Source organism: Paenibacillus silvestris (assembly GCF_009882985.1).
Lineage (GTDB): Bacteria > Bacillota > Bacilli > Paenibacillales > NBRC-103111 > Paenibacillus_E > Paenibacillus_E silvestris.
On the sequence record NZ_WTUZ01000014.1, the window covers coordinates 267162 to 288055 of the forward strand.

21 protein-coding genes and 8 tRNA genes are annotated in these 20894 nt (G+C 48.0%); 4 read left to right on the plus strand and 25 right to left on the minus strand.

Features of this window, described 5'->3' with window-relative positions:
* Window positions 1-90 precede the first annotated feature (90 nt).
* The 17 genes from GQF01_RS11080 to GQF01_RS11160 all read right to left on the minus strand — a co-directional run bounded on the left by GQF01_RS11080 (window position 91) and on the right by GQF01_RS11160 (window position 16590).
* Window positions 91-1827, minus strand: a complete 1737-nt coding sequence (locus GQF01_RS11080; protein ID WP_161406831.1) for a tetratricopeptide repeat protein — start codon at window positions 1825-1827, stop codon at window positions 91-93.
* A gap of 103 nt (window positions 1828-1930) precedes the next feature.
* On the minus strand, window positions 1931-2881 hold the full coding sequence (locus tag GQF01_RS11085; RefSeq protein WP_127458367.1) for a ribose-phosphate diphosphokinase: 951 nt from the start codon (window positions 2879-2881) through the stop codon (window positions 1931-1933).
* Window positions 2882-2956: 75 nt separating this feature from the next.
* Window positions 2957-3763, minus strand: a complete 807-nt coding sequence (gene hisJ / locus GQF01_RS11090; protein ID WP_161406832.1) for a histidinol-phosphatase HisJ — start codon at window positions 3761-3763, stop codon at window positions 2957-2959.
* A gap of 26 nt (window positions 3764-3789) precedes the next feature.
* Complete coding sequence (hisIE, locus tag GQF01_RS11095; RefSeq protein WP_161406833.1) at window positions 3790-4446, minus strand: bifunctional phosphoribosyl-AMP cyclohydrolase/phosphoribosyl-ATP diphosphatase HisIE; 657 nt, start codon at window positions 4444-4446, stop codon at window positions 3790-3792.
* On the minus strand, window positions 4443-5201 hold the full coding sequence (gene hisF, locus GQF01_RS11100; protein WP_161406834.1) for an imidazole glycerol phosphate synthase subunit HisF: 759 nt from the start codon (window positions 5199-5201) through the stop codon (window positions 4443-4445). Before hisF ends, hisIE begins: the two co-directional genes overlap by 4 nt.
* 122 nt (window positions 5202-5323) lie before the next feature.
* Entirely contained in the window at window positions 5324-5926 is a 603-nt protein-coding gene (gene hisH, locus GQF01_RS11105) for an imidazole glycerol phosphate synthase subunit HisH (RefSeq protein ID WP_161406835.1), read from the minus strand.
* 2 nt (window positions 5927-5928) lie between these two features.
* On the minus strand, window positions 5929-6537 hold the full coding sequence (gene hisB / locus GQF01_RS11110; RefSeq protein WP_161406836.1) for an imidazoleglycerol-phosphate dehydratase HisB: 609 nt from the start codon (window positions 6535-6537) through the stop codon (window positions 5929-5931).
* Complete coding sequence (hisD, locus tag GQF01_RS11115; RefSeq protein WP_161406864.1) at window positions 6538-7824, minus strand: histidinol dehydrogenase; 1287 nt, start codon at window positions 7822-7824, stop codon at window positions 6538-6540.
* Window positions 7825-7842: 18 nt separating this feature from the next.
* A complete protein-coding gene (gene hisG, locus GQF01_RS11120) occupies window positions 7843-8481 on the minus strand; it encodes an ATP phosphoribosyltransferase (RefSeq protein WP_161406837.1) in 639 nt (212 codons plus the stop codon).
* A gap of 74 nt (window positions 8482-8555) precedes the next feature.
* Window positions 8556-9767 (minus strand): ATP phosphoribosyltransferase regulatory subunit, encoded by a 1212-nt coding sequence (locus GQF01_RS11125; RefSeq protein WP_161406838.1) that lies wholly within the window; start codon window positions 9765-9767, stop codon window positions 8556-8558.
* A gap of 217 nt (window positions 9768-9984) precedes the next feature.
* Entirely contained in the window at window positions 9985-10479 is a 495-nt protein-coding gene (locus GQF01_RS11130) for an acyltransferase (RefSeq protein WP_161406839.1), read from the minus strand.
* Window positions 10476-11135: a pyrophosphatase PpaX gene (gene ppaX, locus GQF01_RS11135; protein WP_161406840.1), complete on the minus strand. Its 660-nt coding sequence runs from the start codon at window positions 11133-11135 to the stop codon at window positions 10476-10478. The genes GQF01_RS11130 and ppaX overlap by 4 nt, the downstream gene beginning before the upstream one ends.
* Entirely contained in the window at window positions 11113-12090 is a 978-nt protein-coding gene (gene lgt, locus GQF01_RS11140; RefSeq protein ID WP_161406841.1) for a prolipoprotein diacylglyceryl transferase, read from the minus strand. Before lgt ends, ppaX begins: the two co-directional genes overlap by 23 nt.
* A gap of 42 nt (window positions 12091-12132) precedes the next feature.
* The gene (gene hprK / locus GQF01_RS11145) at window positions 12133-13074 is read right to left on the minus strand and encodes an HPr(Ser) kinase/phosphatase (RefSeq protein WP_161406842.1); all 942 of its coding nucleotides are present in this window, start codon (window positions 13072-13074) and stop codon (window positions 12133-12135) included.
* Window positions 13075-13257: 183 nt separating this feature from the next.
* Window positions 13258-14379, minus strand: coding sequence for an ABC transporter ATP-binding protein (locus GQF01_RS11150; protein WP_161406843.1), 1122 nt, complete (start codon window positions 14377-14379; stop codon window positions 13258-13260).
* Between the two features lie 113 nt (window positions 14380-14492).
* Window positions 14493-15608, minus strand: a complete 1116-nt coding sequence (locus GQF01_RS11155; protein WP_161406844.1) for a PucR family transcriptional regulator — start codon at window positions 15606-15608, stop codon at window positions 14493-14495.
* Window positions 15609-15738: 130 nt separating this feature from the next.
* Window positions 15739-16590 carry an NlpC/P60 family protein gene (locus GQF01_RS11160; RefSeq protein WP_161406845.1) on the minus strand — a complete coding sequence of 284 codons (852 nt, stop codon included), beginning with the start codon at window positions 16588-16590 and terminating at the stop codon, window positions 15739-15741.
* 234 nt (window positions 16591-16824) lie between these two features.
* On the opposite strand from GQF01_RS11160, the gene GQF01_RS11165 reads away from it, so the two are divergent.
* From GQF01_RS11165 to GQF01_RS11180, 4 genes are all read left to right on the plus strand, one after another.
* A complete protein-coding gene (locus tag GQF01_RS11165) occupies window positions 16825-17217 on the plus strand; it encodes a hypothetical protein (RefSeq protein WP_161406846.1) in 393 nt (130 codons plus the stop codon).
* A gap of 6 nt (window positions 17218-17223) precedes the next feature.
* The gene (locus GQF01_RS11170; protein ID WP_161406847.1) at window positions 17224-17820 is read left to right on the plus strand and encodes a gluconate 2-dehydrogenase subunit 3 family protein; all 597 of its coding nucleotides are present in this window, start codon (window positions 17224-17226) and stop codon (window positions 17818-17820) included.
* Entirely contained in the window at window positions 17817-19379 is a 1563-nt protein-coding gene (locus GQF01_RS11175; RefSeq protein WP_161406848.1) for a GMC family oxidoreductase, read from the plus strand. The genes GQF01_RS11170 and GQF01_RS11175 overlap by 4 nt, the downstream gene beginning before the upstream one ends.
* A 104-nt stretch (window positions 19380-19483) precedes the next feature.
* On the plus strand, window positions 19484-19786 hold the full coding sequence (locus tag GQF01_RS11180) for an MTH1187 family thiamine-binding protein (RefSeq protein ID WP_127458386.1): 303 nt from the start codon (window positions 19484-19486) through the stop codon (window positions 19784-19786).
* Between the two features lie 101 nt (window positions 19787-19887).
* On the opposite strand, the gene GQF01_RS11185 is transcribed toward GQF01_RS11180, so the two are convergent.
* From GQF01_RS11185 to GQF01_RS11220, 8 genes are all read right to left on the minus strand, one after another.
* Window positions 19888-19960, minus strand: a tRNA-Lys gene (locus GQF01_RS11185).
* A gap of 9 nt (window positions 19961-19969) precedes the next feature.
* Window positions 19970-20051, minus strand: a tRNA-Tyr gene (locus GQF01_RS11190).
* A gap of 47 nt (window positions 20052-20098) precedes the next feature.
* A tRNA-Phe gene (locus GQF01_RS11195) sits at window positions 20099-20171 on the minus strand.
* 50 nt (window positions 20172-20221) lie between these two features.
* A tRNA-Asp gene (locus GQF01_RS11200) sits at window positions 20222-20298 on the minus strand.
* Window positions 20299-20325: 27 nt separating this feature from the next.
* A tRNA-Thr gene (locus GQF01_RS11205) sits at window positions 20326-20401 on the minus strand.
* A 13-nt stretch (window positions 20402-20414) separates the two neighbouring features.
* Window positions 20415-20490: transfer RNA gene (locus GQF01_RS11210), tRNA-Val, on the minus strand.
* A 16-nt stretch (window positions 20491-20506) separates the two neighbouring features.
* Window positions 20507-20583 (minus strand) — tRNA-Met (locus tag GQF01_RS11215).
* Window positions 20584-20612: 29 nt separating this feature from the next.
* Window positions 20613-20704 (minus strand) — tRNA-Ser (locus GQF01_RS11220).
* Window positions 20705-20894 lie beyond the last annotated feature (190 nt).

A 20894-nucleotide genomic window follows, 5' to 3' on the forward strand; every position in this document is an offset into this window, starting at 1 on the left:
CCTAGTTGCTTTCCACCAAGAAAGCTATCTTTAGTATGCATACATCTATGAATGAAAGCCGGGTCTCCCGACACGGCATAAACCCAGCTATCAAATACTCGTAAATTTGTCGAAAATGGCTTCCATCTTCTCACGCAAGCCGCATGTATCATCAATCAACTTTACGTTGCGACTGACTGTAGAAACGGTCACGCCATAACGCGTAGAAACCTCTTGATACGAAATTGCACGGCGATGCATCTTGGCAATCAAGTATTCTAACGCCGCTGCCCAACCTTCCGATTTCTGGATTTTGGGAACGGACGGATACATCTTCGTCAGAAATTCAACCCACAGTATTTCTAAATCATACTGTTGCACCATATCGTAACGCTTATGCATGTGAGATAGCGCTGTTTCCATCACGCTTTGCCATTTGACATCCCAAATAGGCAAGTGCGGCGAGTAAGGTGACGCTTCGACCATAATCTCTTCATTTTCAAGAAAAGCAGGAATGGACTCTCGAATCCCCATGCTGCGAAGTACAAAAATGGCTACTTTCTTCAAATAGTCATCTTCGTGACGATCCAGAATGAAGTCCTGCAGCGCATCTCTCACTTCTCCGTCGGCAATTAGACCAAAGGCCTGAATAACCTGCAGCTTCGTTTCGATGTCCCCATGACGCAAGGCCCAGAAGAAGGAGGAACGCACGAGCGGATCTTTCTTCAGTTGGTCAGGGATGCCCTGCGTGGATTTCTCCAACACACGGAACTGCTCTTCAAAGGGCAAATGGTAATGGTAGCTCCAAGCTAAGGGGCCTTCCGCCTTCTCTCTTGTACGCAGTTGATCCAAGTAGAATTTAGAGATCTCCGCGCCAGGATCCAGCTTCTGGGTTTGCTTCCAATACCGGTAGGCCTCATCGAATCGACCCAGATGACTTGCAGCTACAGCTGCATAGTGGTACAAGCATGGGTCTGCCGCACCATCTCCAGCTTTCAGCAGACGCTTGAACAGATGGTACGCTTTCTCGTGTTGAGAAAGAATCCCCATCGTCGTGGCAAGCTTAAATACATGATCCTGCTGAAACGGATACGTTTTGCACAAGAGCTCCGTTAACTCGGCCAGCTCTTTCTTATTACCGAAATGCTGGTGGAAGATCGCCATGTTACACAGCGCATGCAAATTCCCAGCATCAATTTCGAGTACACCGCGAATGGTTTCCATCGCCTTTTCGAATTGACCCATATAATAATAAGCGAGGGCCAAGTTGTTCCGTGCTGCAGTGAATTCAGGCTGATTCTTCACCAGCTTCTCCAGCTGCCTCACGGCCTCAGCGAATTTCCCTTCTTCCAGAAGGGCGCGGGCTTTATCATGCTCGAAGAGCCCTTCTCGACTCTTGATGCTAGTGAGAGGGGCGGGCCTTTCAAGCTCATAGCTCAGCATTTCCATCATTTCTTCGGATTCATCCATAAATTGACCCGTAGGGTCAGTTTCCAGATACCGAACTAATGCTTGTTCTGCCTGCTCGAAATTTTCCATATTGGCATAGTTGTTTGCCATATAAAAGTGACATTCCGTCATCTCGGGATCGATCGTTTCAAGGATATGCTGCAAAATTTGGTTCGACTCGTCGTAATTGCCCATTTCGGAGAGAACTCCCGCGAGGTTGCAGTGATTCACAGGGTTATCCTGCTCATACTCCGCAGCCCGCCGGAAATATTTCAATGCCTTATCATAATGAAACCGATCCAAAGATTGAACCGCTCTCTCGAAAAAGAATGCGGCATCCATATTTATTGAGATTACTTTAGGTTTTGGCGCTTCGGACACACGCTTAATCTTTTCCATAGCAAGACACCTCCGGCAATTTGATTACAACTCAAATTATACCATAGATCGCTTGGAAGCCAAAAACATTATCCGAAGGTAAGATCTGGTCTATACAATTGGCTTATACGCCGCCGTATTTAAACAAGGAGGACAAGGATCCACCATCATTAATAATGCGAATCGCATCGGATAACAATGGAGCTACGGAAAGCACATTAAATTTATCGGAATGCCCCTCCGGAATCGCGATGGAATCCGTAATGATAACTTCTTTGATGTTCGGGTGATCCAAGCGCTGCAGAGCTGGTCCTGAGAAAACAGGATGCGTTGCACAAATGTAAACGTCGTGCGCACCTCTTTCCTTCAAGCTTTCCACAACGTTAACGATCGTCGTTCCCGTATCAATCAGATCTTCGATAATAATCGGCGTACGTCCCACTACATCACCAATAACGTGAGTGATCACAGACTCGTTGTGCTCCGGACGCTTCTTGATCATCATCGCGAACGGCGCATCTAGGATATTCGCCATTTTCTCAGCCGTCGTTGCACGACCTGCATCAGGAGATACGATGATTGGGTTATGCAGATTTTTCTTTTTGATGCAATCACTGATGACGTCAAGAGCCGTCAGATGATCGACCGGAATATTGAAAAAGCCTTGAATTGCTGGTGCATGCAGGTCAATCGTAACAACACGGTGTGCGCCTGCCGCACTGAACAAGTCAGCGACTAATTTAGCAGAAATCGGCTCACGCGGAGCAGCTTTGCGTTCTTGACGAGAGTAACCATAATATGGGATGACAAGGTTGATCGTTTTTGCAGAAGCTCTTTTTGCCGCATCCATCATGACCAAGAGTTCCATCATATGTTCATTAATCGGATGGGAGAAGGTTTGTACCAGGAATACGTCACAGTTACGAATCGTTTCTTCGTAGAGACAGTAGATTTCTCCGCTTTTAAAACGGGATAATTTGATTTGTCCAAGCGGCTGGCCGAGCTCTTTACAAATACGTTCCGCAAGCTTCGGATTCGAAGATCCGGAAAAAATTTTAACATTGTCGCTATGCATGGTTAATGGTTACCTCCGAAGGTTCATTAAATAGATTGTTCACGCCCTACTCATTATACATGAAAGCTGTCGAATTTAAAAAGTCACAAGTTGTCGATTTCGTGCATGAAATGTGGCTATTTCGTTAAATCCAATCATTTTGAGCAGCGATCTTGCTTCATCCAAATATTGGGCTACTCGCTCCGGCAGATGAGCATCCGACCCAAGCGTCACTGGGATTCCCACCTTATGGCAATATTCCAGCATGCGGCGGCTCGGAAACATCTCTTTGCACGGATGACGCAGCCCGGATGCATTCAGCTCGATCGCAAGCCCACACTCTTTCACAGTGTCCAGTGCTGCTTTCTCCAGCTCCCATGTATCGCGATCCGGTACATAACCAAATCGCTTGATCATATCAAGATGACCCAGGTAATCATACAGCCCAGTTCGTGCTGCTTTCTTCACTGCCTCGTAGTATTGGGTATAAACCGCATAAATATCCTTACCTTCCCAACCTGCGATCTGACGAAAATCAGAAATATCCCACTCGCCCAGAAAATGGACGGAACCAATCACATAATCCCATGGATACGCTTTAATTATGGCCTCGATTTCTGACTCGTAACCTTCGATATAATCGCCTTCAAGACCAACACGGATATCAATCTGATCCTTGTACTTGTCTTTCAGATGCAGGCACTCCTCAACATAACGGGGAAGCTCCTCCATAGGCATAGCCATCTCGGGCCAATAGGTCTGCGGATTCACATGCAAAAGCGGCATATGATCAGACAGCCCTAATTGCGTGAGCCCGATCTCGATGCCGCGTTTGACGTACTCCTCTAGTTCCCCAGAGGCATGACCGCAGCGCACATGATGTGTATGATAATCAATCAACATCGTGAATTCACTCCAGGTCTTTTTATTTATTTTTTAACATGTCGATTCGCTAGCTCTTTCATAATATCATCCAATGGCAATTTATTATTACGCAAAAGGACCATTAAGTGAAAAATGAGATCGCTCGCTTCATAACGAAGCTCGTCGTTGTCTTTATTCTTGGCAGCAATAATGACTTCAGCCGTTTCTTCGCCAACTTTCTTGAGGATCTTATCGACACCTTTTTCGAAAAGGTAAGTCGTATAAGCGCCCTCTGGACGTTCCGCATCACGTGAAGCAATGACCGCCTCCAGCTCGCCAAGGATGGCAAAACGATCTCCGGAAACCGCAGCCTCCGTTCCTTCTTGCGCTGCCCCTTCGACCGGAATGCTTTCCGTGAAGCAGGTGTAAGTGCCATTGTGGCAAGCAGGCCCCACTTGCTCTACAAGAACCAGCAGCGTATCCGCATCGCAGTCATAGCGCAGTGCTTTAACCTTTTGCGTGTGACCGGAAGTCGCGCCTTTATTCCACAGTTCCTCGCGGGAACGGCTCCAGAACCAAGTGTCGCCTGTTTGAATCGTACGCTGCAAGGATTCGCTGTTCATATAGGCCAGCATAAGCACTTCTTTGCTGACGGCATCCTGTACAATGGCAGGTACTAATCCATGTGCATCATATTTAATCTGTTCCAGTGAAAATGTCATCGAATTTCAACCCCTTTACCTTTCAGGTCAGCCTTGACCCCATGAATCGATAGCTCTTTATAGTGAAAAATAGTTGCTGCTAACCCTGCATCCGCTTTGCCTTCGGTAAATACATCGTAGAAATGTTCCGATTTACCCGCTCCGCCAGAAGCAATGACAGGAATGGTAAGCAGCTCAGAAACAGCGCGCGTCAGCTTCAGGTCGAACCCGTCCTTCGTTCCGTCCGCATCCATGCTCGTCAGCAGAATTTCGCCGGCGCCAAGCTCTTCCATGCGCTTCGCCCACTCTAGCGTCTTAATGCCAGTCGCATTGCGTCCGCCATGCGTGAACACTTCCCACTCGCCCCACGCCGCGTTAAACTTCGCATCAATCGCCACAACGATGCACTGGGAGCCGAACTTGCGCGCCCCATCAGACACAAGCTGCGGATTGCGAACTGCCGCCGTGTTGATGCCGATTTTATCCGCTCCTGCACGAAGCAGGCGCTTCATATCATCCACACTGGAGATGCCTCCACCTACTGTGAAAGGAATCGTGATCTCGCCTGCTGTTTGCCGGACGACCTCCACCATCGTTGCGCGTCCTTCGACGGAAGCCGAAATGTCGAGGAAAACGAGCTCATCCGCACCTTCTTTATCATAAATCGCTGCTAGCTCCACGGGATCGCCCGCATCTCGTAAATTCACAAAATTTACGCCCTTGACCACCCGACCATCCTTGACGTCGAGGCAAGGAATAATTCTTTTGGCTAACATGATGGCACCCCCTTCTTAACTTAAGAGCCCCTGGATTCTATTTTTGCAAAATAGGAGTCTCTGGAGGCTTCTAATTTAGGAAAAATAAGAGACCTTTAGGACCGCTATTCCCTTGCCTATTCCTAGCACATCGCTAGAAAATTTCGCAACAGCTGCATGCCGATATCGCCGCTCTTCTCGGGGTGAAACTGCATGCCGTACACGTTCTCTCTGCCGACAATCGCCGTCACTGGCTGATAGTAATCCGTCACCGCCAGCAGGTCGCTCTCGCGCTCCGGCTTCGCATGATAGGAATGCACGAAGTATACGTGCCCTTCCTCAATGCCTTTAAAGATGGGGCTTTGGCTTTGCTTGTAGCTCAGCTTGTTCCAGCCCATATGCGGCACTTTGTAGTCACCGCGGAAACGCACAACGGATCCGGGCAGAAGGCCCAGCCCCTCATGATTCCCGTGCTCCTCGCTGCTGCTGAACAGCAGCTGCATACCGAGGCAAATACCGAGCAGCGGCTTTCCTGATTCTGCGTAGCGCAGAACGACATCGTTCAGCCCTGACTCACGCAGCTGTTCCATTGCATCGCCGAAAGCGCCTACGCCTGGCAGGATTGCCCCTTCAGCAGCAAGAATCTGCTCCGCATCGCCTGTAACCACAGCTTCATAACCAAGCCTCTCAACGGCTTTGCTGACGCTATGTAGATTTCCCATGCCATAATCAATAATCGCGATCATTCTTACAGCACTCCCTTCGTCGAAGGAACCCCCTGAACGCGAGGATCAATCGAAGTCGCTTCGTCTATTGCGCGGCCTAACGCTTTGAACACCGCTTCAATCATGTGGTGGGTGTTATGCCCGTAATGCACGATCACATGAAGCGTAATGCGAGCTTCCAGCGCCAGCTTCCATAGAAACTCATGAACAAGCTGCGTCTCGAAGCTGCCTACGTTAGCCGTAGGATACTGAGCCCGATACTCGAAATGAGGTCGGTTGCTGATATCAATAACCACCTGTGCGAGCGCCTCATCCATCGGTACAAACACGCTTGCATAGCGTTTGATTCCTCTTTTATCACCTAATGCTTCGCGTAACGTTTGGCCCAAGCAAATCCCGATATCCTCGACCGTGTGATGGTCGTCAATTTCAATATCGCCTTTTGCGTCAACGTTCAGGTCGAAATGTCCGTGCTTCGTGAACAAATCGAGCATATGGTTCAAGAAAGGAACGTCCGTTTGAATTTCCGAAATCCCTGTCCCATCCACCTGGAACGATAGTTTGATATCCGTTTCATTCGTTTTGCGGGCTACACTCGCCGAGCGGGCCCTCCCATTATCCTGTTCAGCCATTTATTTCAACTTCCCTTCCTTCTTGAGTCGTACTTCCACCGCTCTCGCATGACCTTCCAGCCCTTCATTGCGGGCCAAAGTCATAATCATGTCGCCGTTCGCGATCAGTGCTTCCTTGCTATAGTGAATAACGCTTGATTTTTTCAGAAAATCGTCCACATTCAGCGGGGATGAGAAACGGGCTGTGCCGTTCGTCGGCAGCACATGGTTCGGCCCAGCGAAATAATCGCCGACAGGCTCTGTGCTGTACGCGCCCAAGAAGATTGCTCCAGCATTCTCAATGCGCGGCAATAGGTTGAATGGCTCCTGCACCAACAGCTCGCAATGCTCTGGCGCCAAGCGGTTGACCACGTCAACGCCTTCGTCCAGGCTGTTCACGAGGAGGATAGCTCCTCTAGTCGCTGTGGAAACCGCAGCGATCGCTTTCTTCGGCAGCACGTCCAGCTGCCGCCATAACTCTAGCCGAACCGACTCGGCTAGGTCCTGCGACGTTGTCACCAGAATGGCTGGTGACATCTCATCATGCTCGGCTTGCGCCAGCAGATCAGCCGCCACGTATTCAGGGTCGGCGTGTTCATCCGCCAGCACGACGATGTCGGTTGGCCCGGCGATCATGTCGATATCGACGACGCCGAACACGAAGCGCTTCGCCAGCGCGACGTAGATGTTGCCTGGGCCGACGATTTTGTCGACCGGCTGGATCGACTCCGTGCCGTAGGCCAGCGCGGCTACCGCCTGCGCCCCGCCTGCGCGGTAGATCTCTTTCACACCCGCTTCGGCTGCTGCCACGAGAATATGCGGGTTGATGCCCTCTTCCCCAGCGGTGGCCGGAGGCGTCACCATTGCGATCTCTGGCACCCCCGCCACGATTGCGGGGATGGCATTCATAAGCACGGAGGAAGGGTACGCCGCCTTCCCTCCGGGCACGTACAAGCCGACCCGCTTCAGCGGTCGGATGATTTGACCCAGCAGGCTGCCGTCCGGCTGCAGGTCCATCCACGACGTGCGTTTCTGCTTCTCATGAAACGCACGAATGTTGGCGGCTGCTTGACGCAGCGCCGCCAGGAACTCGGCGTCGACCTGTGCGTACGCCGCCTGGATCTCTTCGTCGCTGACGCGAAGCTCAGCGACTTCGACACGGTCGAATTCCTTCGCCATGCGCCGAAGTGCGGCATCGCCGTCCTGACGCACCTCTTCGATGATGCGGCGGACGGTTTCATTCTGCTCTGGTGAGCCGTATTCGACCTCGCGTTTCAATTCAAATTCAGAGGCGGGTAGTATCCGCATATCCATCTCCCTCTCTTTCTAGACCTTCGTCAGCGCAGGAAGCACCGCCTGCAGCATATCACACAACCGCTGAATGGATTCGTTCTTCATGCGGTAGCTAACCCGATTCGCGATTAAGCGGCTCGTAATTTGAAAAATCTCTTCTTGCTCCACGAGTCCGTTCTCTTTGAGCGTCTGTCCCGTCTCAACCATGTCCACAATACGATCAGCAAGACCGATAAGCGGCGCCAGCTCGATAGAGCCGTTCAACTTAATGACCTCTACCTGCTGCCCTTGCTCGCGGAAATACTGCGAAGCTACGTTCGGATACTTCGTCGCTACCCGTGGATTGATCACTTGCTTCCAGTCTGGCAACCCGATCACCGACATGCGGCAGCGTGCAATCCCTAGATCCAGCAACTCGTAAACGTTACGGTTTTCTTCCATCAGCACGTCCTTGCCGACCACGCCGATATCCGCTACCCCGTATTCGACGTACGTCGGAACGTCCACAGGCTTAGCCAAAATGAATTCCATTCTTGCTTCATGCACGGGAATAATTAATCGGCGTCCTTCTTCCAAATCCTCCGGAATCGGCAGCCCCGCTTTATGAAAAAGCTTCGCTGCCTGTTTATAAATACGGCCTTTCGGCATCGCTACTTTAAGTATGTCATCCATCGCTCTAACCTACCTTCTAATCGCCGGGAGGAAAAGCGCTTAATCTGCGCTTACCTGCCTGCTTTGTGTTTGCCTTATTGTGCCAACAGCGTTATAACTTCCTGATACACGATGCTGCACACTTCATAGGAACCGTCTGTCTTGGCCGAACGTGCCTTCGTCCAAGCTTCTGGCTCGCTCACCAGCTGCGTGATCACAACAGCCGTCTCCTCGCTACTCCGCTTAGCTTTGGCTAGTTGGAGTGCTTCTTCACGGTGCTCTGCATCGTAAGCAATCAACACGCGCTTAGGCGTGGCTACAGCTTCTCCACCGGTCACCTCAAGAATGCGGTTCGTCTTGAGCGCAAAACCTGTCGCCGGCGCAGGACGTCCAAACTGGCTCAGCAGATTATCGTATCGGCCTCCACTGCATACAGGGAAACCTAGATCTGCCGCATATCCTTCGAATGTCATACCTGTATAGTAGGAGAAATCTCCAATCATCGTTAAATCTATGACAACATGCTCGCTTACTCCATAAGCTTGCAGGACATCCCAGACTTCACATAGGTGGCGAATTGCATCCTGAGCAATAGGGTGTTGAGAGACCATCCGAGCTTGCTCGCAGATCTCGTCTCCGCCTCTAAGCCTCAACACGCCGATTAACTCCCGCTCCACTTCTGACGTAAGAGCCAGTGACTTAATTGCTTCACGGTAGCCGACATAATCACGACCGAGCAAATGTTCTTTCAAGCTCAACTGCGCATCGCTTCGGCCCTCCAGTGTTTCCTGGAAAAGTCCGTTCAAGAAACCTACATGGCCGAGCGCAATCTTGAATGTTCCAACACCTGCCGCTTGCAGAGAAGCAATCGCCAAGGCTACTACTTCAGCATCAGCTTCTGATGAAGCATCGCCGATGAGTTCCACGCCTGTTTGGTAAAACTCAGAATCCCGTCCTGCTTCCTCTTCTATTGCGCGAAACACGTTCGAATGATAGGATAGACGCAATGGGAACGCATGTTCTTTCAATAATGATGAAGCTACTCGTGCGATCGGAGCGGTCAATTCAGAACGCAAAACTAGCGTTTGACCCTTACGATCTAGCAATTTGAACAGCTTCTTATCTTCTGTGGAGCTTGCCACCCCAACGGTATCGTAATATTCAAGTGTAGGTGTCAGGATCTGGTTATATCCCCAGCGTTCCATACAAGCCAGTACACGGTATTCTATGTTGCGCAGCTTCGTTACCGCTTCAGGTAGGTAATCCTTGACCCCTAACGGCTTTTCAAATACTTTTGGCTTTGACACCGTCTCACCTCAACATCTTGGAATTCAGTTCTATTTTCTCTTACTTTTTATACTTTAGTGCGTTAACGTGCTACCATACTACCAAAATAAAGAATGTAGGGTTATTTTATCACGTAACCTTAGGACCGTCAATTGCCACTTTCACTAATCCCTTACAATTACAAGCTCTTTACCTGCACAAAGAAAAAGAGCTGTACAGCTCAATAGCGCACAACTCTTATTTCTCATTATGTATTTGCCGAATCGTTTGCAGCGGATTTCCAGCGACGAAGCTATGCGGGGCTACATCCTTGTGCACGACCGAACCCGCGCCAATAATCGCGTAGTCGCCAATGGTTACACCTGGGAGAATCGTCGTATTCGCCCCCACCATCACATGGGACCCGATATGAACATCGCCAAGCCTATATTCCTTGGTCAAATATTCATGAGCCAATATCGTCGTGTTGTAGCCGATAATCGTATTATTGCCAATATGTATCTTCTCTGGAAAAAACACATCCACCATCACCATTAGGGCAAATGCGGTGTGTTCCCCAACGGTCATTCCAAGGATATGCCGGTAGATCCAGTTTTTCATCCGCAGCGAAGGCGAGTACCGCGTAATCTGGATGAATACGAAATTGCGTATCGCCTTCCATTTGCTGACGGTATGATAGATCTGCCACAAGGCATTAGGACCCTCAACTGGGTACTTGTCCGTTTTTCTCAATGAGCATCCACATCCGACGTGAGACCCACGATAGGCAGCAAGTCGAACATATCGTCAATCAGATGATCCGGGTTGTACTCTTCCAAGTAAGCGCGGCCTTTCCATGACCATGTAACGCCGACTGACGTAACACCCGCATTTTTCGCAGCCTCAATGTCGTAGTGGCTGTCTCCCACCATCACAGCTTGATCCGGCGTCCCGCCTAATACCTTAAGCGCAGCGATTATGCCTTCTGGGTGCGGTTTCGCTTCCTTGACATCTTCAACAGTAACAATCGTGCTCACGAACTCGTCTAGCCCGCACAATTTGAGGCCCATTAGGGTCGTTTGTCTGATTTTGCTGGTTACGATGCCGATTTTAATCCCGTTTTCATGCAATTTCTGCATGACCACTCGCACGTTAGGGAACTCTTTCACAAGCTCATCATGCTTAGATAGGTTAAATGCCCTATACTTCTTGATTAGCTCTTCCACTTCTTTTTTGCCTGTAAAAAACTCCATTTGCTCCACAAGCGGACGCCCCATATTCGGGATGATTAGCTCCCTGCCTACAGGTTCTGCTGTTTCACCTTCCAAGCTATGCAAAAAGGACTGCACAATCAACTCATTGGTATCTACAATTGTGCCATCCAGGTCAAACAGTACGGTTTGAATCATAATCTGCTCCTTTATCCTGCTGCTCTTGATCTTTCACTACTCTGTTTTTGTCTAATGTTTTTGAGGACTCAATAGGGTCCGCATAACGAACACTGGCATACCCTTTTTTCCTTCTTACGATAATCACAATCGCCATTCCGATGACAAGCAGAAGCGCTAACAGCTGTGAGAATCTCACGTTGCCGCCATAAGTCATGACACCTGGCTCAAAGACGATTTTCATAGGCGACCAAAGGGCATTAATAAACGAAGCTAGCCAAGCTGGGCCTGTGATATCCAGACTATCTGTGCGTACACCTTCGATGAAGAAACGCCCTATCGAGTACCAGATGAAGTAGCCGAAGAAGAGCTCTCCTGCCCGTAAAAATGGTCTACGGCGAAGCCATAGAAGCACACACAATCCTACAATATTCCACAATGATTCATATAGAAACGCTGGGTGATAGAACGTACCCTCAATATTCATTTGATTCACAATAAAATTCGGCAAATGCAACGTGTCACGCAGGAAAGACTCCGAAACAGGACCACCGTGTGCTTCCTGATTCATGAAGTTGCCCCAGCGTCCAATAGCTTGGCCAACGATTAAGCCTGGCGCACAAATATCCGCAATCCGCAAGAAACCGTAGCCTTTCGCTCTTACATAGAAGTATACGCCGATAATGGCTCCGATTAACGCCCCGTAGATGGCGATTCCGCCGTGCCAGATCATGAAAATTTCGGCCAAATTGTTCTTATAATCGGACCACTGGAAGGCCACATAGTATATTCTTGCCCCAATAATCGCTGAAGGCACGCCAATCAGCAACAAATCCATGAAGAAGTCAGGGATAATCTTGAATCGTTTCCCTTCTCGAATCGCCAATAATAGCCCGATTAATGCTGCTGTACCTAAAATAATGCCATACCATCGGACATGAATGGGTCCAAGGGAGAACGCAACACTTTCTAACATAGTTTCACTCCTTCAGATGTAAGCTGTCTCTCTATGTAAACCTCAATCAAAATCTTCATAATCTTCGTTCAGCGATTCCGTCAGTTTATTTGTAAACTGAAGCGCCGCGTTATACCCCATCCGCTTCAAGCGATAGTTCATCGCCGCTACTTCTACGATAACTGCTAAGTTTCGCCCTGGTCGTACTGGAATTGTAACGAGCGGCAGATCCGTGTCAATAATACGTGTAAGCTCCTCATCTAAGCCTAAACGATCATACTGTTTGTCCTGCTGCCAATTCTCCAATTTCACTACAACCGAAATTTTCTTAACATTACGAACTGCTCCGGCACCGAACAAAGTCATCACATTGATAATACCGACACCGCGGATCTCGAGCAAATGCCGGATCAATTCCGGTGCATTCCCTGTCAGCACTTTATCCCCGTTTTGCCGTATTTCAACGGCATCATCTGCGATCAGGCGATGCCCTCGTTTTACAAGCTCGAGAGCCGTTTCGCTTTTCCCGATCCCGCTGCTGCCTGTAATCAGCATACCGATTCCATAAACATCGACGAGTACGCCATGAATTGTCGTGCTTGGCGCTAATTTATTTTCCAGAAACCCCGTTAATCGGCTTGCAAAAATTGTTGTCGACATTTGACTGCGAAGTACGGGAAGATCACGTTTAGTCGCTTCTTCCAACAGTTCGCTCGGAATATCCAGTCCTCTTGTCACGATGATGCAAGGTGTTTCCTCTGGAGCGCATAGCTGCTCTACCCGGTTTCTGCGAACACCTGTCGTTAACATCTCCATGAAGGTGATTTCTGTCTTCCCTAGCATTTGAATTCGTTCTCTCGGATGATAATTGAAATATCCCGCCATCTCAAGACCCGGACGGTACAAATCCCCGGTTGTTATCGCACGTTTGAGCCCAGATTCACCTGCAAGAACCTCCATATGGAGTTGTTCCACTAACTCGGAAACCTTCACCTTTTTGGCCATCGTCCTATCTCCTCTGCGTTTTGCCTGAGCAAAACTGCTTCATCTGCTCATATTCATTTCTTTCCAATAGTTTCATCGTAATGGAATACGATATCGAAATCAACTAATGTGTTCACAAACTTGCTGTTTCTCCTTAAACAGCAAAAAAGCCAGCCGATCACGGCTGGCCTTTCAGTTCCAAACTTATTTAACTAGAATGGACAATGTGGACTCTTTATCGAAGAAATGAACTTTGTTCATATCCAAAGCCAATTTCACGTTTGTGCCTTCTTTGATTCCGGAACGGCCATCTACACGTGCGATAACTGTGTTAGCGCCGATACCGTTCAGGTACAAGTACATTTCGTGACCCAAGTTCTCAGTCAACTCAACGTTTACGTTGAATACTGTGTTCGGGGAAGCTTCCAAGAATACTGGCTCTTCGTGAATATCTTCTGGACGAACTCCCAGAATCACTTCTTTACCAACATATCCTTTGTCTTTCAGTACTTGCGCTTTTCCAGCTGGAACTTCAACGTTAACAGAACCTGCTTTGAAGAAAATTCCGCTTCCTTCTTGTGTCAATGTACCTGTCATGAAGTTCATGGATGGAGATCCAATGAAGCCCGCAACGAAGATGTTAACTGGGAAGTTGTAGATTTCTTCAGGTGTAGCTGCTTGTTGAATGATACCTTTATCCATAACAACGATGCGATCGCCCATTGTCATTGCTTCGATTTGGTCATGCGTTACGTAGATTGTCGTAACACCAAGACGTTTTGTTAATTTAGTGATTTCCGCACGCATTTGTACGCGAAGTTTCGCATCCAAGTTGGAAAGCGGCTCATCCATTAAGAATACTTGTGGCTCACGAACAATCGCACGACCCAAGGCAACACGTTGGCGTTGACCACCGGAAAGAGCTTTTGGTTTGCGGTCCAGCAAGTGAACGATATCCAAGATTTTCGCTGCTTCGCGAACGCGAGCATCGATATCAGCTTTTTTGAATTTACGAAGTTTCAAACCGAATGCCATGTTTTGATAAACAGTCATATGCGGGTAAAGGGCATAAGATTGGAATACCATCGCGATATCGCGGTCTTTAGGAGCGACATCATTAACTAGGCGGTCTCCGATGTAAAGTTCACCCTCAGTGATTTCCTCTAATCCTGCGATCATACGAAGAGTTGTGGATTTTCCGCAACCGGATGCTCCAACCAATACGACGAACTCTTTATCTGCAACTTCAAGATGGAAATCTTTAACTGTAGATTCTTCTGCACCAGAATATCTTTTAACGATATGATTTAAACGTACGCCTGCCATGTGTTCATTCCCCCTACGGTTTATCGATGTACACTACTTGTTCATCAACTTTTGACTATACTCATCTTACCCCACGAAGGCCGGACTGACTATGCACAATACCTACAAAAAAATCACTTTCTTTTCGTTACTTTGTACAATAATAGTGCGAGTCTCACTAATACCGCGTGATTGAACGTCCGGACATCCAGTCCGGTTTCATTTTTGAACTTGTCCAATCGATATAATAGCGTGTTCCTATGAATATAAAGTTTCTTAGCCGTTTCACTAACATTGCAGTCTAATGTAAAGAAATGTTCAAGGGTTGTAACCGTCTCTGCATCCAGAGCATGGTCTGTGCCGCGCAGCACCTGTTCAAGGAATTCTGCCTTCTCCTCTTCCTCAATGAGATGCAGCAGCTTCTCCAAGCGAAGCTCCCAACGAAGATGAATGAAGCTTCCTACATGAAAGGAACGACCTAGCATAATGGTTTCCCTGAGCTTGAGAATGGTAGCAAACAGTGATTTCGCGGGTTTCACCGGATAATCAATTGCAAGATGACACTCTCCCACCCATTCATTGGCGAGCATTTCATATAAACCTGAACCTAAGGCATCTAGAATTTGTTCTACACTTTCTTCTTCGTCGCCCTCGCGTTCCTCGCTGCCGCTCGTTAGCAAGCCTTCTGGTGCTAGAATCAGCCACTCTTTGTCCATTAGAGGAATCAGTATAATCTCCGATTCAAAGAAAGACTCCAACAGCTTCTTCAGCTCCGCGTAAGAAACGCTTTGGCTTTGGGAGTAATCTCCGTATAAGAGCAGCGGAATTTTCGTTGAGTACAGAGAGGATTGTGAGGCAAGGGCATCCGGAAGCTCCGCATAAGTGGAACCGAGTTCCATTTGCTGAAGCAGCCAGTCCCTTAACTGATGAGCTTTTCTTTCATCCTCAGATAGGTAAGTGCCGCGCTGTTTCTTTTCCTGTGTTTGCTTAGACTCAACTGTCATTTCCACGAGTTTGCGTTCAGATGCTGTCAGTTTTGCCCCAGCTACCTGTAGAACGCGTATATCCTTGTGTTCTTTAGCTAAATAAAACAAAATGTCTTGCCCACGTTCAATACTTCGACAAAAGCTTGCCGGATATTCGGCCTGTTCTTCGGATAAGTGCAACCAATCTGCTTCAGAGATCAAACTAACGTGCATAGGTGTCTGTAAAACCGCTTCCAAACGTTCTTTTATGCGCTCCCAATCCATCTGCGTCTCTCCTTACTCCTAGCTTTTTCTATGTCTATCTCCCTATTGTACCATATATGGCAGGTTTCATGGAAAAGAACCCTCCTGCCGCTAGGCTGCACAAGGGTTCTCTTTCATTTTTGCTATTTTCCTAGTCTAAAACCCGACGTGCCGTCACGTAATGATCCGCCCACCACTCTTTGTTAATCGAGGTAAATTTCACGCCGCCTTCACCATACGTATGGATCATCATGCCATCACCTACATAAATACCGACATGCCCAATATTTTTCCCTGAATCCACAGTTGTAAAGAAAACTAAATCGCCCGTCTGCAAATTACTTTTGCTCACTAACTTACCTTCTTTGGCTTGATCGCGAGATACCCGCGGCAGCGTAATGTCATACTGAGCAAACACAGTCTTCACAAATGACGAACAATCCATCGTTTTGGTTTGTCCATATGGCGCTCCAAAGACGTACGGTGTTCCCAAATACTTCTGAGCCGTTAAGATAAGCTCTGCTTTCAAACGATCCTTGGAGGAAAGAATGCTTTTCCCGCCAATAAAACTACTCTTATACTCGCTTACACTGCGAATGACCACTTCATCTTTGCTCTGGGAAGACATGACCAGTTTACCTTGACCGACGTAGATCCCAGCAAATGACGGCTTATCGCCGCTGCCAAAGAACAAGACGTCACCTGGTTCCGCTTTGGAAATATCCGTAATTTTCTTTTTATTCATTTTAAATTGATCAGCAAGCGTTCTCGGAATTGTGTAATCCAATGTTTGGTAGACATAATAAATCAAACCCGAGGAATCAAACCCCGCACCTGGTGTTTCGTTACTTTTGGAATAATCGACTCCTACCATCTTCTTCGCCAGTGAAACTGCGTCCATATCATCGTTAGCGGCGTATGCGGAAATAGCTGTTGTTGCTGACAGAGCAATCGTTACCGCTGCCGTAATCCCAAATGTGCGTCTCGCAAGAATCTTTATCATCTTAAATCCTCCAGTACGTATTTGTTAGAAGATATGGAAAAGTCCAATCAATCTAGTACAAGATTACCATGGCAATGAAAAGTCTTTCATTCCTAAAATGTTTCCTATCCCGCACATGTTTGGTAATGCTAACAAATCTTTCATCCCGGCATCATTACAGGCGGCGCACTCATAAACTTCGTAATTTTGGAAATAATTGTACAAGGGATATTCGTCCTATAGGAGGTACTACATATGGTTTGGACGCAATGGTCTTTGGACCGTGTCATCATTCTCTTGGTTGGAGTCGCCTATCTCCTCTTATGGATGCAAGTGACTTTATCGCACTATCGTCAAAACTTTCACAAAAAAATAATGTGGAGTCCAGTTATCATTTCTCTGCTTATCAGTCTTGTCTCCCTCTTGTGCACGCTGATAAATCGTCATGGCTGGTATACGGCTTCACAACTCATCTTCTGGCTTGGTGTTCTTCAAGGGTTGATCGGCTTTGGTTTTCACCTAAATGGTGTACGTAAAAGAGTAGGCGGTTTGGCTTTACGAAACTTTCTCACAGGACCGCCAGTACTAATGCCTCTACTATTTTCATTTCTAAGTATTCTTGGTCTTACTGCCATTTATGGAGGTTGATTAACGATGACAACTCATAGCTATTATCCGACTTATAATGTCATGGATGAGCAAAAGGAATGGGATGCCAATACGCGGAATATCGTAAATGCTCGCTTGCATCGTGAAACTATGTATCAGTTCCTTACACATATGGAGGCAGAAACACTGCGGGCTTGGTGTACGCTGCTTATGGATGATAATCGAGGCGATATCATTCAATATGTCCTCTGTCACATTGACGAGGTTCTCACACAAGACAAAGGCGAGGGGCAGCGGAAGGCGAATGTCCCCCCTATTCGTACACTTTTGCGTCAAGGTCTCAAAGCCATTGATGAGACTGGCTGGATAGCTAGCAGTCAACCTTTTTTCCAACTAGATGAACCTTCTCAGCGGCAGATCATGCTGCAAATCAGCAGCGACAGCTATCCTCCCACCGTAAATTGGGACGGCATCCCGCAGAAGGCTTTATTCCAAAAACTATTAAAGCTCAGTGTAGAGGCTTATTACTCTCATCCTTTGGTATGGTCAGAAATTGGATTTGGCGGTCCTGCCTACCCGCGTGGTTATGTTCGCGCTGAGGCGGGCCAGCTTGACCCCTGGGAGGCTGTGAAAGAGCAATGAAGAGGAGATTCGAGCAAGATGCCGTTGATATCTTAATCGTTGGAGCTGGCGCAGCTGGCGGAGTTCTCGCCAAAGAACTGAGTGAGGCCGGGCTGAGTGTCGTTGTGTTGGATGCTGGCCCTTGGCGGGATCCTCAGAAAAACTTTGCCAGTGACGAATTGAGTATGCGGCAGTTGGGCTGGGAAGACACACGTCTTGTGGATGGGACAGCCCCGTTAGGCATGGGGTACTCTAATTCGGGTCGCGGGGTTGGCGGAGGAACGCAAAACTTCACTGGCGTATTCTTACGATTTCATGAATCTGATTTCAAAACGAAATCCATCGATGGCGTCGGAGAAGATTGGCCTATTCATTACAAAGACCTTGAACCTTACTATAATCGGATCGAGAAAGAAATTGCCGTTTCTGGTCCTAAACATTTTCCATGGGGTAACTTTCAGGGACCTTATCCCTATCCAGAACGAGACCCCTTAAGTCCCAATGCATATCTGTTTCAAAAAGGCTGCGACGCACTTGGTATCCAATCTGCCGTTACACCGCTAGCCATTTTATCTGCTCCCTTTGATGGTCGTCCTCCTTGTATCAATCGTGGTTTCTGCATCCAAGGCTGCATACCGAATGCCAAATTCAGTACCTTGACCGTACATATCCCCAAAGCGGTGAAAGCTGGGGCAGAGATTCTCGCCGATTGCATGGTCACCCAAATCGAAGTGGATGCTAACGGTCATGTTAGTGGTGTGCTCTTCATCCATCAAGGCACTGAGTACCGGCAGCGTGCCAAAACCGTTATTTTATGCGCGCATGCTGTCGAGACGCCTCGTCTGCTGCTTCACTCCGCATCGCCACAATTTCCTGACGGTCTTGCCAATTCCAGCGGATGGGTTGGCCGTGCGATCATGACTCATAGCAGCAACGATGTTTATGCCAAATTTGAGCAGGAGGTTCGTTTGTACAAAGGAACCCCTGTACTGGCTTCTACCCAGGATTTCTATGAAACGGATCCTCGGCGCGGCTATGCTCGCGGCTATACGATTCACTCTCACGGTTCTAGACCTATCGATATGGCTGATGGAATAAGCAAAGCCACACAAGAACCTCTGTGGGGATCAGGTCTCAGGCAAGCTATGCTTAATTACAATCACTACGGACGGCTAACGATGGTGGGAGAGGTACTTCCACAGTGGGATAATCACATCTCTTTATCTGACGAAAAAGATAGCTATGGCATGCCGCGTGCTGCTGTCACCTTTAATTATGGAGATAATGACCGCAAGCTCATTGATCATGCCGTGGACAATATGCAGCTTATCCTCAAAGCTGCTGGAGGCGAAATTGCCTTCGTCGTTCCGGATACGCAGCACTTCATGGGAGGATGCCGCATGGGAAATAATCCAGCTACTTCTGTCGTTAACACGTACGGTCAGAGCCACGATATACCGAACCTGTTCATCTGCGATGCGAGTCTATTCGTGACCTCTAGCGGGTGCAATCCCACTAATACAGTTATGGCCTTAGCAGCAAGGACCGCAGATTATATAATCGAACTCGCTAGCATCTAACGCGGCTGATCTTTCTAAAGATTAGTTGCGCCTCTTGCATCTCGTGTATCCCAACATCTACAATAGAGCTTAACAGACAAGATGAGAGGAGTACCGGCACTTACATGGCTATCGCAGAATTTACGATTATCCCTATTGGCACAGCAACGACCAGCCTTAGCGGTTATGTCGCTGATCTCCACAAAGAACTAGAAAAGCACGCCGATATTACCTTCGAAATGACTCCTATGGGTACTATTCTAGAAGGCTCCTTAGATCGAATTCTAGAGGTCATCCGCGCTGTGCATGAAGTTCCCTTCACGAATGGTGCGCAGCGCGTCTCCACTTCGATCAAAATTGACGATCGCCGGGATAAAGCAGCTTCCATGTCACAAAAAATGCAGTCGGTTGCAGAGAAGTTGAAATAAAAAAAGCATCCCTCGTTGGGATGCTCTTTTTGTGTGAGCGAAAAATAACATAATAAAAACAAAAAAAGACCCTCTCGGTCTTGAATGTTTACTTATAAAAGTGAGCCATGTAGGATTCGAACCTACGACACCCTGATTAAAAGTCAGGTGCTCTACCAACTGAGCTAATGGCTCATAGGAAAATGGAGGCTGATGGATTCGAACCACCGAACTCGGAGAGAGCAGATTTACAGTCTGCCGTGTTTAGCCACTTCACTAAGCCTCCATATTGCGAGATAACCGTGCTGCTTAGTAGCAGCACAACCATCTCAATGGCTCGGGACGGAATCGAACCGCCGACACGAGGATTTTCAGTCCTCTGCTCTACCGACTGAGCTACCGAGCCTTATGTATTTGTACTTCATTTAGTTTGTCCCATTCAATGAAAAACATGAATGGCGGAGCCGACGGGATTCGAACCCGCGGTCTCCTGCGTGACAGGCAGGCATGTTAGGCCTCTACACCACGGCTCCATGACAATTCAAGTTGCACCAAATGAATGGTGCCGTCGAGAGGACTTGAACCCCCAACCTACTGATTACAAGTCAGTTGCTCTACCAGTTGAGCTACAACGGCATGTGAAGAAAGATGGTGGAGGCTGACGGGATCGAACCGCCGACCCTCTGCTTGTAAGGCAGATGCTCTCCCAGCTGAGCTAAGCCTCCATCTGGATTGGTTTTATGGTAGCGGCAGAGGGGCTCGAACCCCCGACCTTACGGGTATGAACCGTACGCTCTAGCCAGCTGAGCTACGCCGCCACATAAAATTTGTTATATATGTTTGGAACTGGCGGAGAGAGAGGGATTCGAACCCTCGCACCACTTACGCAGTCTAACCCCTTAGCAGAGGGTCCCCTTATAGCCACTTGGGTATCTCTCCAAGACATATATACACTCAGGAAATATTATTCCCTGAAAACTAGATACGAAACTTGCGTAAAGTACAACTATAGGTTTCAAGCAGAGAGACTTTTGACTTCGTCAAAAGATCCCTATATTAGGTTAAGCCCTCGACCGATTAGTATTCGTCAGCTGCATACGTTACCGCACTTCCACCTCGAACCTATCAA